Genomic DNA, 13,885 nt, shown 5'->3' with positions numbered 1-13,885 from the left:
GATCGGACAAAAAAGAGCAAATTGCCTCAGCCGGAGTGACCTCATGCTTGCCCTCAGCGACGCCTGCGGTTCCGCCTCCATGGAGGAGATGGCGGCGGAACCGCAATTCTGCAGCTATTTGGTGTATTCATCAAAACAAACGTCGGAATTAATCACTCCAACACTTCTTCACCGCCGCCGACCGTCTCTCAATGTGCTCAGAAGGCCGATGATCGCGCCAAATCCCATCGTCCAGGCAGAGTCCATGGCGGCATAGGCCTGCTGCTGCATGTCCGTGGGCTGGGCCCAGACGGATGCCATCGCGATGGTGGCCAAGCCGGCGAAAGCGGTGACCCCGACGGCCAGCCAGAGAAGTGACTGCGCCGGCACTCCTGGTCCACGGAGCGTGGTTAGGGGCTTCTGTAGTTAGGGGACGCGTTCGCGATCCACTGGACACACCTCGCCATTCAAGAATGTCATGGCGTTCGTATGCAGGGCCGAACAAGGAGTATGAGGGCGCGCTCTCTGTGGCTTGTAAAGGGGGGCTCTTACCAGGCGAGAGGCCGTCATGGTCGCCGAGAGGAATTCCGCTATATCGCGCTGTTCCCTTGTAGTTGGCGGAGTATCGCGTTGTGCCGCTCTCCCGGCAGCGATCTTCACCGAAAGTTGAGCGCAGGGGCGGCTCACGCCAGTCACTAGAGATATCCGACGATATCTGTGATGCCATTTTTTCTCCTCCGGCCGACGCCCAAGACGAGCGGTTTGAGGCAGCTTGCGGATCCAGCTGGTCCTACAAGGCGGATCGCTTTCGCGCCTACAGCTTGTTCAGCTCCGCCCGCGTGGCGTTGCAAGGAATGCAGCCCGTTCCGTCCCGTCCAAGGCGCGGTCTCGCCTCTTCACCGTCGCGCATGGCGCGCGCGGCCAACAGAGGAGGATCTAATGACACGCACGGATATCAGCTCGGCAATCGGCGCCTTGGCGGCGCGGGTCGCAGCACTCGCTCAGCTGGTTTTGGCCGTGAGGCGGCGGGAGTGATCTCCCGCCGCCGACTTTAGTTTCGGTAAGTCTTACGTGCCGGATTCACGTCTCCTCCAAAACGTGGTTAACAAGGGTGGGTTCGGCTGAGTCGTTGATTCGTGCTGATTCGCAGATAAGGCGAGATCGCGGACCCGAAGAAGTGCTTTATCCAAGATTCTACACTTGCGGTGCGGCAATAGTCGGGACGGAAAATGCCGCGTAAACTCAACAAAAGCGGTAGTCAATCGACCCCCGAAAATGCTATAATTGATGCTGCCGAGCGGCTGCGCATTGCCACTGGCCGGCTTCGAGAGATTGCTGCACGGGGCTATATTAGCGACGAACCAACAGTTGATCCGCTAGAGCTAAGCGTCGCCGACCGGCTCGAGTTGCTGGATCAACTTCTGCCTACCGGCGGGACGGTAAGAGCTTCCGAGCATGTGCGGCGGCTTTTTCCAGAACTGTCTCAGGCAGAGAGCAAGGAAACGATTCCGCCGCTTCCGAGCCAAGCTCCGATCCTCTGGGCAGATCGCAATCCCGGCGAAATGCCGCCGGAGTTTGTTCGTCGGGTGTATGGCCCGTGGATCGGCGGGGGGCTTAGCAAGCCGAACATCGGACGGTTGGACCCGCCCCTATACAGGGCGATACTAAACTGGTCGAGGAACCACGTATGGCCGGAGAACTTGCCGCTTCCGACTTTGAGGGAGCGAAACGATCAGGCCCTCCGGCAACTTCAAACGGGCGAGTTTGCTGCCGCCCTTAGACACTTGAAGCCAGGACAAGAGGCGCGAGAAGTCCGTCGATTAGCGGGTCTTCTGGAGAGGCGCGCTAATCATCGAAACACATAGAACGCGGCCTCACCTGTCGAGCTCAAGCTTCTCACCGCCGTCGGCCCCGCGCTCATAGGCGAGACGTTTGATCGGACCTGCGAAGTTTACTCTCATGCCATCGGCGTCGGATTCGAACTCTACCTTCTCGGCGCTTTGTATATCGCTTCGACGGATCGCGATCCCCACCGCAAGGCCCAGCAGCAATCCAATTCCGGCAGCTGTCGTTGCAATGCCGATAATGTGTGCAAGGCTGAGTTTAGCAGCAAGTGCGGCAGTTCCTATCCCGCCCGCGCCGCCGCCCGTGACAGCTATCTTCGTTACCTCGACTGCCCACCCCTCGCCCAGCCGGGCCGGAAGGGTGCGACACCAATTGAGAAGCGCGTTCATGTGGACCTCCATGTCGGAGGCCAGTTTCGGCTTCACTCATTAACATTCTGATCGAAAAACCGCAAAATTAGATCAGATGCGCCGCTCTACGCGATGCGTAGTCGCCGCAGCAGCTTCCCGAGCGACGCTTCGTACTCATCTCCCGTGGTGAAATCCGCATACAGCTTCCCCTTCAGGAAGCCCGGCAGATCACACTTCTCGTACAGCAGCGGGAGCACCACCACCTCGCCAGTGCCGATCTCGCGGTTCATGGCGATCTCCAGCTCCTGCTGAACCCAAGGCGCTCCAACGGATTTCTGCGACAGGACTACCGCGACAAAGCGGGTGTCGCGCAGGCCTTGGTCGATCTTCGTGAGCAGGGAGTCGCCAATCTGGATCTCGGCTTCGTCTAGCCAGACATGCTCGACGCCTCGATCCATCAGATCTTGGCGCAGTTTGCGAACAAAGGGTTTGTCCGCGTTGGTGTGGCTCAGGAAGACGCCGTGATACTTTTCCATGCGCGTGTCGGACTTGCCGATGCCGATGCTATCGCGGACTAGCTGCTGCGCTGCCTCATCCGATGTAGGTGGCGTAATGAGCCAGCCCTTGGCGTCGCCGACCGCAACCTCACCGCCCAAGCTATAGCCTTCCGGCGTCGAGGCGACGGAGCGCAGACCCTCGCCAGGGTCCGTCAGGCAGAGCTTCCACTCCGTCCGCGCTAGGACCGAGAAGTAGCGCGCGAAGGGGCTGTCCAGGTCGAACGCCGCTATCAGGCGACTCTTCTTCGCCATCAAGCCGGACTGGGTGACGAACTTCGCGAGTTTCGGCGCGCAATACCCCACCAATGTTTCGCGCCAGCCGAAGAAGTTCACATGTTTGCGCGGGGCCAGGCACCACACCACCGTTGTGCCCTTCTCGATGGCGGCCTTCAGTTCCTGCCGTCGGTCTTCGCTGTTGAAGGCGTTGTCCAAGTCATAGGAATTGTTCTGGCGTTTGAGGTCGTAGAGTTCGGAATCGGAATCGGAAAACTCGCCGGCGGCGCCGAAGATGAAGTGGCTGTAGGTTTGGGGATTGATGATGACGGTGTCGTATTCATAGAGCGGGTACGCGGCGCGCTCATGGTCCACCTCGGAGCTGCATAGGCCGAGCGTCTCGATCTCAACGCCCTCAATGGGTTCGCCCGTGTAGGTCAGGCCGACAGTCAGAACTCGCTTCATCGTTGGTCTCGCTGCTTCCTCGTCCACAGATAAGCGCGCTTGCGCGCATTGCGAGGAGAGTGGGGTTCCGTAAAACGGGCCACGGCCTAAGGGGAACATGTGAGTGCATTTGCTGGCGCATCGAGCTAGACGCGCCTCTTTCGCAAGTCCGCTCGTCCGGTCCACCGACCCAGAGCGCCAGTGGCGCATCCATGAAGCCGCGAAAACAGGGACACACTCCGGCTCTCAAAGCCAGCGGCTCGCGCTTTGCGCGCTTCTGGGAGGCGGTGTGTGTCCCCGCTTTCAGCTCGGCCAAACAGAGAGGAGCGCCTAGCGAGGGAGACTACTTCACGACCACAAGCTGGTAGTTCTCGTCCCCTGGAAGCGGCAAGAAAGCTCTTCTGTCCCAATAACGGGGTCGAACACCCTTCGAGAGGTAAACTCGATCGCCTACGATCTCGATCCAGAATGGCTTGGGGCACTGACCGTGCTGCCCCCACTGCGCCATTGCTAGAAGGCCTGTGGGCGCCAACAGCTGAACAAGGCCCTCGTGGGTTGCTCGCGCGTTAGTCAAAGCCACATCCAGATCACGAACAGCCTTGGCGGCGCCAAACGCTTCTTGGCGGGTCATTGCCCGCAGGCTCTCGTGCCGATCTTCGCCCATGGGCGTCCACTGAAGAGAGGCGATCTGGATGCTCTTCATCAGCGCCGCCAGGACGCCTGAACGGGGCATGAGCATGTCCAAGCCGCCAACGGACGATACCTTGATGCGCTCGACTAGCCGAAGGCCCCTGTCATCGGTGGCGGGAGATTCGACATCTACGGTGAGTTGGTCGCCAATCCGCGTGCGCCGCATTGAGGCAACAGCCGCAAACGTGATAGTTGAGAAAGCGCGTTCTCTAAAGTCCAGCAACGCTCTCAGGCGTTTTGCGACCGTGACCGCCTCCAGAAGTGTGCGTGCAAGATCTGGCAATCGCTCCAACAAGAGCCGCCGTGCGCTCTCTTCGGCGGTTTCTTCCTCATGGTTTCGGAGCGCGTTTGCGTAGCTGTCGCCGAAGAAATCGTGACCACAGTCATGCCCAATGATGCGCACGTATCCGTCCGAGCAGAATACAATATAGCCATGATCGAACTTCGGTGCTGAATCTGAACATATGGAGCAGGGCGCGCGCGTCGTCTGACCGTTGCGCAATCTCTTGGGAATGCTGAAAGCCCTAAGGATCGTAGGCGCCTCGCCCTTAGGATGAACAGTGGTAGTCAGCGAAGACCAGGTGTGTGGCAACCCCGTTCTCCACACATGCTGGAGGAAATCACTGATAACGATGTCACTCGGGCGTTTTCGGAAGCGCCTACCTAGTCGATGGTCCGCAAGCTCAGGAAATACGTTCGACCCTACCTTCATCGGCGGTCTCCAACCTGAATCCGTGATTGGGGGAGGACGCAACTTGGATTCGGTTGACGTAGGGTACAGTGCCCTGACGTCCGACGAAAGCAAAATGTTCCCCTAACGTTCCCATCGGCTTCGTTGGCAGTGTGCGATCGGGTTTCAGTCAGGGTATTCGGTGGCGCAATGCGTGCTGACTAAGATCATAGAACCCCTGTCGAACTGGTCCTATTACATCCCCGCAACCTCATTACACCCGCGTTATTGTCTTACATCGACGTCATGACGCAGCCTTAACAAGCGTTTTCAGCTCCCCTTCAGTATACCTCCAATCACCGCAGCGCAGGGACGCGCCGCACAACACAGATCAGAGGGACTACTGCAATGACCGTTCGTATCGCCAACCTGGCCAGCCTGCTTCTCGCGGCGCTGCCCGTCGTCGCCATCCTGGGCGTCGTCCAGTTCGAAACCGCCGCGCGGGTGTTCGGCGCTTGAGCCGCCGCGCGCGCCTCCACCGGATCTGACCGCTCCCCCCCGGTCGAGGTCCGGTGGAGCTCGCGGGCTCACTGTTGGATGAGAAAGGGCGCCCCTTGTGGGCGCCTTTTTCGTTTTCCCCCTGATCCGCTCATACCGGCGAACGCCGGGATCCATCCGCCTGAGCGCGTACGGTTGGGACTCGTGCCTTCAGGCACGGCGGGGGCTTTGGCGGGGGTATCTGAGCCGTGCCCGGGGCACGCCCTTCAGGCATCGAGATCACGCGGCTGGGTCCCGGCGTTCGCCGGGATGAGCGGGGGTGGAGTGGGGAGGGGGCTCACATCCTCCACGCGTTGCGGGGGAGGGGGACCGCGAAGCGGTGGAGGGGGCGAGGGTCGTGCGCGGGCCCATCCGGGTTTGCTCCGGGCCCGGTCCTGAAGGGCCGCTCTCCGTCACTCGCCCCCTCCACCACCCGCTTCGCGGGCGGTCCCCCTCCCCCGTGAACGGGGGAGGATGGAGTCAGGCCGCAGCGGTGGCTTGGGCCGTTTGCTCTGAGCCCGGTCCTGATAGGCCGCGCTCTGTCACTCGCCCCCTCCACCACCCGCTTTGCGGGCGGTCCCCCTCCCCCGTGAACGGGGGAGGATGGGGTCAGGCGGCGGCGGTCGCTTGAGCCCGCGCGTCCGGGGCGCTCCAGCGGTCGAGGCAGGCGAGGAGGGCGGCGGTGTTGATCGGCTTGCCGAGGTGGTCGTCGAGGCCGGCGTCGAGGCAGCGCTGGATCTGGTCGGGCAGGACGTTGGCGGTCATGGCGATGATCGGCGGCTGGGGGATGGGCAGGGCGCGGATCGCGCGGGTGGCGGTCAGGCCGTCCATGACCGGCATCTGCACGTCCATCAGCACCAGGTCGAAGGCGCCGTCGCGGACGGCGGTCAGGCCCTGAAGGCCGTCGTGGGCCTCTGTGATCTCGACGTCGAAGGGGGCGAGGAAGGCGGCGACCAGCTCGCGGTTGACCGGGTTGTCCTCGACCAGCAGCAGGCGCAGGGGGCGGTCGAGGTCGCGGGCGGCGGGGGCCTCCAGGGCCGGGGCGAGGTCGGCGGCGGGGAGGTCGAGCTCGAACCAGAAGGTCGAGCCCTGGCCCGGCCGGCTGGAGGCGCTGATGCGGCCGTCCATGCCCTCGATGATGCGGCGGGCGATGGCCAGGCCCAGGCCCGTGCCGCCGTACTGGCGCGAGATGGTGGCGTCGGCCTGGGTGAAGCGTTCGAACAGGGCGGCGATCTTGCCGGGGGCGATGCCGGGGCCGGTGTCGCGGACCTCGACGCGCAGGCGCTGCAGCTCGCCGCGGGGTTTGCGGGTCAGCTTGACGTGGACGCCGCCGCAGGCGGTGAACTTCACCGCGTTGGAGAGGAAGTTGAGCAGCACCTGGCCGAGGCGGGGGCCGTCGCCGAGCAGGCCCCCCATGGCATTGGCGCCGGCGTCGGCGGCGTCGAGGGTGAGGCGCAGGCCCTTGGCGGCGGCCTGTTGCTCGACCATGCCGAGGACGGAAGAGGCCATGACGGCGGGGTCGAAGGGCTGGCGGTCGAATTCGAGACCGCCGGCCTCGAGCTTGGAATAATCGAGGACGCTGTTGACGATGCCCAGCAGGGTGTCGCTGGCCTCGCGGATCAGGGCGACGTGGCGGGACTGGTCGGGGGCGAGGTCGGTGGCGCGGCCGAGCACCTCGGAGAAGCCGATGATGGCGGTCAGCGGGGTGCGCAGCTCATGCGTCATGTTGGCCAGGAAGTCGGCCTTGGCGGCGCCGCTGCTCTCGGCCCGGCGGGCGGCGAGGACGAGGTCCTGCTCCAGCGCCTTGCGGGCGGTGATGTCGCGGGAGGTCATCACCAGCTCGCCGTCCTCGAGGGGGGCGAGGCTGCTCTCGACCCAGATTTCGCGGCCGTCGGCATGGATGATGCGGTAGTCGATGGTCTGGGGCTCGCCCGTCTGGCGGGCGGTGGTGATGGCGCCGATCAGCCGGGGCATGTCGTCGGGGCGGATGTTGTCGCGGGCCTTGCCGATGATGTCCTCCGGGTCCCAGCCGAAGACGCGCCGGGCCGAGGGGGAGATGTAGGTCATGCCGCCCTCGGGGGCGTGGCGGGAGATGACGTCGGTGACGTTGTCGGCGAGGAGGCGGTAGCCGGCCTCGCTGGCGGCGAGGCGGTCCTGGGCCTCCTGGAAGCTGCGGCGGGAGGTCATCATCTGCTTGAAGCCGGCGGCGCCGAACCCGACGGCGATGGCCAGGATCATCCAGACCGGGGCCATGTTGGCGGTCGGGATGGGGGCGGCGAGGGCGACGATCAGCATGCCGGCGGCGGGCAGGCCGCCGCTGACCAGCGAGCCGACCGGCGACTGGAAGGAGAAGGCCTGGCCGTAGCCGATCAGGCTGAGCCAGACGGTGACCGCGCAGATGGCGCCGGCCGTGGTGTGGGTGGTCCAGAACAGGGCGCCGGCGAGGAACCAGGCTCCGGAGATGGCCACAAGGTTGGCGAAGTGGTTGGCGCGCTGGGTGAGGCCGGTGGGGCGGCCGCCGCGGGTGCGGGCCTTGAACTGCGGCCAGGTCGCGAACCAGCTCCAGGCCTCGAAGGCCAGGGTGGCGGCGGTCCAGGCGGCGGCGACCGGCGGGGCGACGACGAGGCCGAGGATGGCGCCCACGCCGAGGGTGACCAGGATGCGCAGCGGCAGGGCCTGGCAACTGTGGACGGCGAGCTCGTCCAGTCCTTCATCGAGCAGCTGACGCATCCGGACCCCACGCGGACCCCGGTACGCGGGTCCTCATTTTTGACGATGGTGCAGGTTTGCTCCCAAGATTGGGTTAAGGGCGACCGGTGTTCTGCCGAAGCGGTTTCGAAGGCCCTTGCGGACCCCGGACGTGGGATAATGGTTTTACCGCTTCGATAAGGAGAGACCATGCAACCGGACATGAAATCGCCGCGCCCGACCCCGCCGCCGCCGACCATCAACGACGCCCGCAAGCGGGCCGAGGAGGCCGACCGGCTGGGCCAGCGGCGCGGGCGGAGCGCCACCTTCCTGTCGAACGCGCTGGGCCGCAGCGAGGGCGGGGTGGCGACCAAGGTGCTGATGGGCTGACGGGCCCGTCTTCTTTTCCCTGTTGGCGGCGCGCCGTGGGATAATAGTCCTGCCGCTTCGATAAGCGGCTTTCAACACACACAGACCACGGACGATGCGCGACGGAGAGCCTCCGCCGCTTGGCGGAGCCGTGTGTCCGGAGACCCCTGAATGACCGACAGTCGCGCCGAACAGGTGTTGCGCCGCCAGGCCCGCATGGAGGCCGAACGGGCTCCGCTGGACGGGGTCTGCCAGGAGGTGGCCGAGCGGGTGCTGACCCGGCAACGGGACTTCACCGGCCGGCAGAGCGGGGCGGCGGCCTGGCGCTCGGAGAAGGTGTTCGACAGCACCGCGCCGCTGGCCCTCGACAAGTTCGCCGCCGCCATCGAGAGCATGCTGACCCCGCGCACCAGCCGCTGGCACGAGCTGGCTATCCGCGACTGGCGGGACGAGCGGGACCGGCCGGCGGCGCTGCCCGAGGGCGTGCGGGCCTGGCTGGGGCAGGTGAACGAGGCGCTGTTCTCGGCCCGCTATGCGGCCGGGGCCAATTTCGCGGCCCAGGCGCACGAGACCTATGTCGGGCTGGGGGCGTTCGGCAACGGGACGCTGTTCGTCGACGAGGCCGAGACCGGGGGGTTGAGGTACCGCTCGATCCCCTTCGCCGAGACCTGGTTCGCCGAGAACTTCCAGGGCCAGGTCGACACCGTGCACCGCAAGTTCGAGCTGACGGCCCGCCAGTGGCTGCAGAAGTTCGGCGAGGAGACGCCGGACAGCATCAAACGCGCCGCCGAGAGCGAGCCGCACCGCAAGTTCGAACTGATCCACTGCGTCGGGCCGCGCGAGGACGCCGACTGGTCGCGCCGCGACTGGCGGGGCATGGCCTTCGCCAGCTGGTACGTCAGTTTCGAGGGCCGCAAGCTGCTCAAGGAGCAGGGCTACCGGACCATGCGCTATGCGGTGGCGCGCTATGTGACGGCGCCGCGCGAGATCTACGGGCGAGGGCCGGCGATGACGGTGCTGGCCGACATCAAGACGGTCAACGAACAGCAGAAGACCCTGCTGCGCACCGGCCAGCTGATCGCCGAGCCGCCGCTGCTGCTGTCGGACGAGGGCGGGCTGACGGCGTTCAAGCTGCAGCCGCGGTCGATCAATCGCGGCGCGCTGTCGGCGGACGGCGCCGAACTGGTCCGTCCCCTGAGCATCGGGGCCAACATGCCGATCACCCTGGAGATGATCAGCCAGACGCGGGAGAGCATCAACCAGGCCTTCCTGGTCACCCTGTTCCAGATCCTGGTCGAGACGCCGCAGATGACGGCGACCGAGGCCATGCTGCGGGCCCAGGAGAAGGGGGCGTTGCTGGCCCCGGTGATGGGGCGGCTGCAGTCGGAGCTGCTGGGGCCGCTGGTCCAGGCCGAACTGGACATCCTGGCGGGCGCCGGCGCCCTGCCCGACATGCCGCCGGAGCTGGGTGGGGTGGGCGATGTGGTGACCGACATCGACTACACCTCGCCCCTGGCCCGGGCCCAGAAGAGCGACGAGGGGGTGGCGATTCTGCGGCTGCTCGAGGACGCCGCCGCGGTCGGCCAGTTCGACCCCTCGGCGACGAAGATGATCAAGGGGCCCGAGACCCTGCGTCGGCTGGCCGAGATCCGCGGGGCGCCGGCCGGGTTGCTGCGCAGTCCCGAGGACATGGCGGCGCTGGCCGAGCAGGAGGCGGCGATGAACCAGCTGCAGACCATGCTGGGCGCGGCCGGCCAGGTGGCGGGTGTCGCCAAGGACGCGGCCGCGGCGGGATTGCTCGACCAATGAACGAGAACAAAAAAAGAACTGTTGCGGCCCGTTCGTGGGATAATAGTCCTGCCGCTTCGATAAGCGGCAGGAGACATTCATGGACATCCTGCATCCCCTGCTGCGCCGCAAGCGCGCCTACCAGGGCCTGTTCGGCGACGCCTCGGGCGGCGAGGCGCGGGCCGTTCTGGCTGATCTGAAACGCTTCTGCATGGTTCCCGAGGCGCCGGTGGCCCGGACGGCCGACGGGGCGGTGGATCCGCTGGCCTCGATGCGGCTGGTCGGGCGCCAGGAGGTCTTCAACCGCATCCGCGCCATGGTCGCCATCGACGACCGGGCCCTGTTCAACCTGAAGGAAGAGGCCATTGATGAGTGAAGGTGGGATGAGTGAGCAGACGCCGTCGATCGAGGGGCTGATGGGTGAGGTGGAGGCGGCGGCTACGGTGACCCCCTCAGTCGGCCATTCGGCCGACAGCTTCCCCTCAGGGGGAGCGACTGAAGGATCCTCATTCCTCGATCATTTCACCGACGAGGCGACGCGCGGCTACATGGAGCGGAAGGGCTTCAAGGACGTGCAGGCGCTGGGCGCCAGCTTCGCGTCGCTGGAGCGGATGATGTCGTCGGGGCGTGTGCCATTGCCGGCCGGCGAGGACGATGCGGAGGGCTATGCCCGGGCCTATGCGGCGCTGGGGCGACCGGAGACGGCGGCGGACTACGGCTTCGGCGAGCTGGCCGGGGCCGATCCGGAGTTCTCGGGCCAGGCGGCCGAGTGGCTGTTCGAGGCCGGCGTCGGCAAGGCGCGGGCCGCCGCCCTGGCCGAGAAGTGGAACGCCTACGTAGGCGAGCGACAGGTGGCGGAGCAGGCGGCCTTCGAGGCGCAGAGCCAGGCCGACTGGATCGACCTGCAGCGCGAGTGGGGCCCGAAGTTCGCGCAGAACACCGAGACCTTCCGGCGCGGCGCGTTGACCTTCGGCCTGTCGCGCCAGGAGATGGCGACCATCGAGGCGGGACTGGGGACGCGGCGCACGGTCGAGCTGTTCGCCAAGATCGGCGAGGGACTGGCCGAGGATCGTTTCATCGAGGGCGAGGGGCGCTTGAGCTTTGGCATGAGCCGCGAGCAGGCCGAGAGCCGGATCGCCTCCCTGCGCCGCGACCAGGCCTGGCAGGCCCGCTGGATGGCCGGCGGCGCCGACGAGAAGGCGGAGTGGTCGCGGCTGACGAAAATCGCCGGCGGGGAGCGCTGAATCCCGCTTCCCTCGCAAAATTGGTACAATAGGGAGCCGCTTCGATAAGGAGCGCTCCCCTTTCCCGCCCGGGCGGGACGCGGACCCGCAGACGCTGCGGACAAGCCGATCGGTTCAGAAATCAACCCATCGGAGATCATGCGTCCATGACGGACTTTTCCGCCCAATACCGTATCGAATTCGCCAAGACGGCGAGCCTGCTTCTGCAACAGCGTGGCTCGAAGCTGCGCAACCATGTGATGGTCGGCAGCCACAAGGGCGAGGGCGCCTCGCCCGTCGATCAGTACGGCGTCACCGAGGCGCGCGAGCGCACCGGCCGCGCCGTGCCCAAGGAGAGCGCCAATACGCCGGTCGATCGCCGCTGGGCCTATCCGCGCTTCTTCGACTGGAGCGACATCGTCGACAACATCGACCTGCTGCAGACGGCGTCCGATCCGCAGAACCCGCTGGTCCAGGCCTGCACCGCCAGCCTCGGCCGGCGCATCGACGACGAGATCATCCGCGCCTTCTTCGCCGACGCCCGCACCGGCAAGCAGGGCGGGACGACCACCTCCTTCCCGGCGGGTCAGCAGATCACGGCCGGCGGCGTTGGCCTGACGTTCGAAAAGCTGCGGGCGGCCAAGAAGATCCTGATGGCCAACGAGGTGGACCTGGCCAACGACCCGATCATCTGCGTGGTCAATTCGGTGCAGCACGATGCGCTGCTCGGCGAGATCGAGATCACCAGCGCCGACTACAACGGCGGCGACCGGCCGGTGCTGAAGGAGGGGATCATCACCCGCTTCCTGGGCATCGAGTTCGTCCACTGCGAGCGGCTGACCCTGTCGGGCGCCAACCGCCGGGTGCCGATCTACGCCAAGAGCGGCATGCACCTGGGCATCTGGTCGGACGTGGCCACCGACATCGGGCCGCGCCGCGACCTTGAGGGCAATCCGATGGAGGTGACCGGCTCGGTGACCATCGGGGCGACCCGGACCGAGGAGAAGAAGGTCGTCGAGGTGCTCTGTACGGAGAGCTAGGCGGCCGTGCGCCAGTCGCTCCCCCTGAGAGGGAGCTGTCCCGGTGAGGCCGGGACTGAGGGGGTCTGCCGACGGTTGACCCCCTCCGATCGCCGCTTCGCGGCGACCACCTCCCCCTGAGGGGGAGGGACTGCCATCCACAGAATTCGAGGACTTCCCATGGCTATCGCCAACACCAAATCCACCGCCGTTTCCAATCGGGACGCCAGTCCGCGCGTGCCCAGCCCCGCCCATCTGGTGCGGGGGCCGCTGTTCGAGGCGGTGGGGACCGTCGAGATCGCCGCCAGCGACGACGATACGTCCGTGTACCGCATGGCGCGGCTGCGCAGCTCCGACCGGGTCAGCCAGTTGACCGTCTTCAACGACGCCATCACCGGCGGCACGGCCTTCGAGCTCGGGCTCTATCGCACCGCGGACGACGGCGGGACGGTGGTCGACGCCGACCTGTTCGCCTCGGCGATCAGCCTGGCCAGCGCCAGCATCGTGGGCGCGGACATCATGTTCGAAAGCGCCGCCACCGATATCGCCAAGATCGAGAAGCGGCTGTGGGAGCTGCTGGGCCTCAGCGCCGATCCGCAGGTCGACTACGACCTGGCCTTCACCGGAACGACGGTCGGGACAGTGGCCGGCACGGTCAGCCTGCGGGTGCGGTTCACCGGCGGGTACTGATCGTCGGAGGGCGGGGAGCACTCGCTCTCCGCCCTCTGGGCGGAGGACCGCTTTCGAGCCTTCAAGCGAGAAAGCAGGAGGCGGGCCCACCGGCGGTGGGGAGGTCCCTCCTGACACGGGGTCCCCCCTCCTGCTCTGTCGCTCGCGCTCCAGAGCGGTCCTCCCCCCGCAAGCGGGGGGAGAGTTTTCGGGCCGGCGCGCCCACACAAGGAAATTCCATGCCCACATCCTCCACCGCCGTCGGCAACGCGGCGCTCGGCAAGCTTGGCCAGGGCGCGGTGCTGTCGTTCGATGATCCCGACGATCGGGCGCGCTGGCTGAAAAGCCGGTTCGCCGATGTTCGGGACTTGTGCCTGCGGGCCAACCGCTGGCATTTCGCCATGGCCCGGGCGCGGCTCAGCGCCGAGGCGACCGCGCCGGCCTTCGGCTACGGGCGGCAGTTTCCCCTGCCAACGGACTGTCTGCGGCTGGTCGAGGTCGGCGGCGTGGCCGTGACGCCGGGACTGGCCGACTATCAGGGCGGCTCGCAACCGGCGTTCGCGCTGGAAGGCGGGCGAATCCTGACCGACGCCGCCGCGCCGCTCGACATCCGCTACGTGCGCCGGGCCGAGGATGTGGCCGGCTGGGATCCGCTGTTCGCCGAGGCCGTCGCCTGCCGTCTGGCCTTCGACCTGGCCGAGAAGCTGACCCAGTCGTCGGGCAAGAAGGAAGCGGCACTGCGCGACTACCAGCTGGCGGTCCGCGAGGCGGTGCGGGTCAACGCCATTGAGACGGCGCCGGAATCCACGCCCGACGGGGCGTGGGTCCTGGCCAGGCTGTAGGG

Annotated in this window: 12 protein-coding genes; 8 read left to right on the top strand and 4 right to left on the bottom strand. The window is 66.1% G+C overall.

Annotation, left to right across the window (positions count from 1 at the left end):
- Positions 1-43 precede the first annotated feature (43 nt).
- Complete coding sequence (locus O5I81_RS19000; RefSeq protein ID WP_271066434.1) at positions 44-256, top strand: hypothetical protein; 213 nt, start codon at positions 44-46, stop codon at positions 254-256.
- A 1,597-nt stretch (positions 257-1,853) separates the two neighbouring features.
- On the opposite strand, the gene O5I81_RS18995 is transcribed toward O5I81_RS19000, so the two are convergent.
- The 4 genes from O5I81_RS18995 to O5I81_RS18980 all read right to left on the bottom strand — a co-directional run bounded on the left by O5I81_RS18995 (position 1,854) and on the right by O5I81_RS18980 (position 8,015).
- Positions 1,854-2,249, bottom strand: coding sequence for a hypothetical protein (locus O5I81_RS18995; protein ID WP_271066433.1), 396 nt, complete (start codon positions 2,247-2,249; stop codon positions 1,854-1,856).
- A gap of 50 nt (positions 2,250-2,299) precedes the next feature.
- The gene (locus tag O5I81_RS18990) at positions 2,300-3,409 is read right to left on the bottom strand and encodes a toll/interleukin-1 receptor domain-containing protein (RefSeq protein ID WP_271066432.1); all 1,110 of its coding nucleotides are present in this window, start codon (positions 3,407-3,409) and stop codon (positions 2,300-2,302) included.
- Between the two features lie 322 nt (positions 3,410-3,731).
- Positions 3,732-4,481, bottom strand: a complete 750-nt coding sequence (locus O5I81_RS18985) for a hypothetical protein (protein ID WP_271066431.1) — start codon at positions 4,479-4,481, stop codon at positions 3,732-3,734.
- A gap of 1,413 nt (positions 4,482-5,894) precedes the next feature.
- Entirely contained in the window at positions 5,895-8,015 is a 2,121-nt protein-coding gene (locus tag O5I81_RS18980; RefSeq protein WP_271066430.1) for an ATP-binding protein, read from the bottom strand.
- A 168-nt stretch (positions 8,016-8,183) separates the two neighbouring features.
- Between O5I81_RS18980 and O5I81_RS18975 the strand changes: the two genes are divergently transcribed.
- The 7 genes from O5I81_RS18975 (at position 8,184) to O5I81_RS18945 (ending at position 13,883) form a co-directional block, all read left to right on the top strand.
- Positions 8,184-8,363: a hypothetical protein gene (locus O5I81_RS18975; protein WP_271066429.1), complete on the top strand. Its 180-nt coding sequence runs from the start codon at positions 8,184-8,186 to the stop codon at positions 8,361-8,363.
- A gap of 150 nt (positions 8,364-8,513) precedes the next feature.
- Positions 8,514-10,151: a portal protein gene (locus O5I81_RS18970; protein ID WP_271066428.1), complete on the top strand. Its 1,638-nt coding sequence runs from the start codon at positions 8,514-8,516 to the stop codon at positions 10,149-10,151.
- A 79-nt stretch (positions 10,152-10,230) separates the two neighbouring features.
- On the top strand, positions 10,231-10,506 hold the full coding sequence (locus O5I81_RS18965; protein WP_271066427.1) for a hypothetical protein: 276 nt from the start codon (positions 10,231-10,233) through the stop codon (positions 10,504-10,506).
- The gene (locus O5I81_RS18960; protein WP_271066426.1) at positions 10,499-11,374 is read left to right on the top strand and encodes a hypothetical protein; all 876 of its coding nucleotides are present in this window, start codon (positions 10,499-10,501) and stop codon (positions 11,372-11,374) included. The genes O5I81_RS18965 and O5I81_RS18960 overlap by 8 nt, the downstream gene beginning before the upstream one ends.
- 146 nt (positions 11,375-11,520) lie before the next feature.
- On the top strand, positions 11,521-12,393 hold the full coding sequence (locus tag O5I81_RS18955; protein WP_271066425.1) for a phage capsid protein: 873 nt from the start codon (positions 11,521-11,523) through the stop codon (positions 12,391-12,393).
- Positions 12,394-12,552: 159 nt separating this feature from the next.
- Complete coding sequence (locus O5I81_RS18950) at positions 12,553-13,062, top strand: hypothetical protein (RefSeq protein ID WP_271066424.1); 510 nt, start codon at positions 12,553-12,555, stop codon at positions 13,060-13,062.
- Between the two features lie 218 nt (positions 13,063-13,280).
- A complete protein-coding gene (locus tag O5I81_RS18945) occupies positions 13,281-13,883 on the top strand; it encodes a hypothetical protein (RefSeq protein ID WP_271066423.1) in 603 nt (200 codons plus the stop codon).
- Positions 13,884-13,885 lie beyond the last annotated feature (2 nt).

Source organism: Caulobacter sp. NIBR1757 (genome assembly GCF_027912495.1).
Taxonomy (GTDB): Bacteria; Pseudomonadota; Alphaproteobacteria; order Caulobacterales; family Caulobacteraceae; genus Caulobacter.
The sequence above is the reverse complement of the archived record's forward strand: the minus strand, read 5'-3'. Positions and strand labels throughout refer to the sequence as shown.

Bases quoted from the DNA above. Each gene is read 5' to 3' on its own strand.
- O5I81_RS19000 (WP_271066434.1), top strand. From the start codon at position 44: ATGCTTGCCCTCAGCGACGCCTGCGGTTCCGCCTCCATGGAGGAGATG.
- O5I81_RS18990 (WP_271066432.1), bottom strand. From the start codon at position 3,409: ATGAAGCGAGTTCTGACTGTCGGCCTGACCTACACGGGCGAACCCATT.
- O5I81_RS18980 (WP_271066430.1), bottom strand. From the start codon at position 8,015: ATGCGTCAGCTGCTCGATGAAGGACTGGACGAGCTCGCCGTCCACAGT.
- O5I81_RS18975 (WP_271066429.1), top strand. From the start codon at position 8,184: ATGCAACCGGACATGAAATCGCCGCGCCCGACCCCGCCGCCGCCGACC.
- O5I81_RS18970 (WP_271066428.1), top strand. From the start codon at position 8,514: ATGACCGACAGTCGCGCCGAACAGGTGTTGCGCCGCCAGGCCCGCATG.
- O5I81_RS18965 (WP_271066427.1), top strand. From the start codon at position 10,231: ATGGACATCCTGCATCCCCTGCTGCGCCGCAAGCGCGCCTACCAGGGC.
- O5I81_RS18960 (WP_271066426.1), top strand. From the start codon at position 10,499: ATGAGTGAAGGTGGGATGAGTGAGCAGACGCCGTCGATCGAGGGGCTG.
- O5I81_RS18955 (WP_271066425.1), top strand. From the start codon at position 11,521: ATGACGGACTTTTCCGCCCAATACCGTATCGAATTCGCCAAGACGGCG.
- O5I81_RS18950 (WP_271066424.1), top strand. From the start codon at position 12,553: ATGGCTATCGCCAACACCAAATCCACCGCCGTTTCCAATCGGGACGCC.
- O5I81_RS18945 (WP_271066423.1), top strand. From the start codon at position 13,281: ATGCCCACATCCTCCACCGCCGTCGGCAACGCGGCGCTCGGCAAGCTT.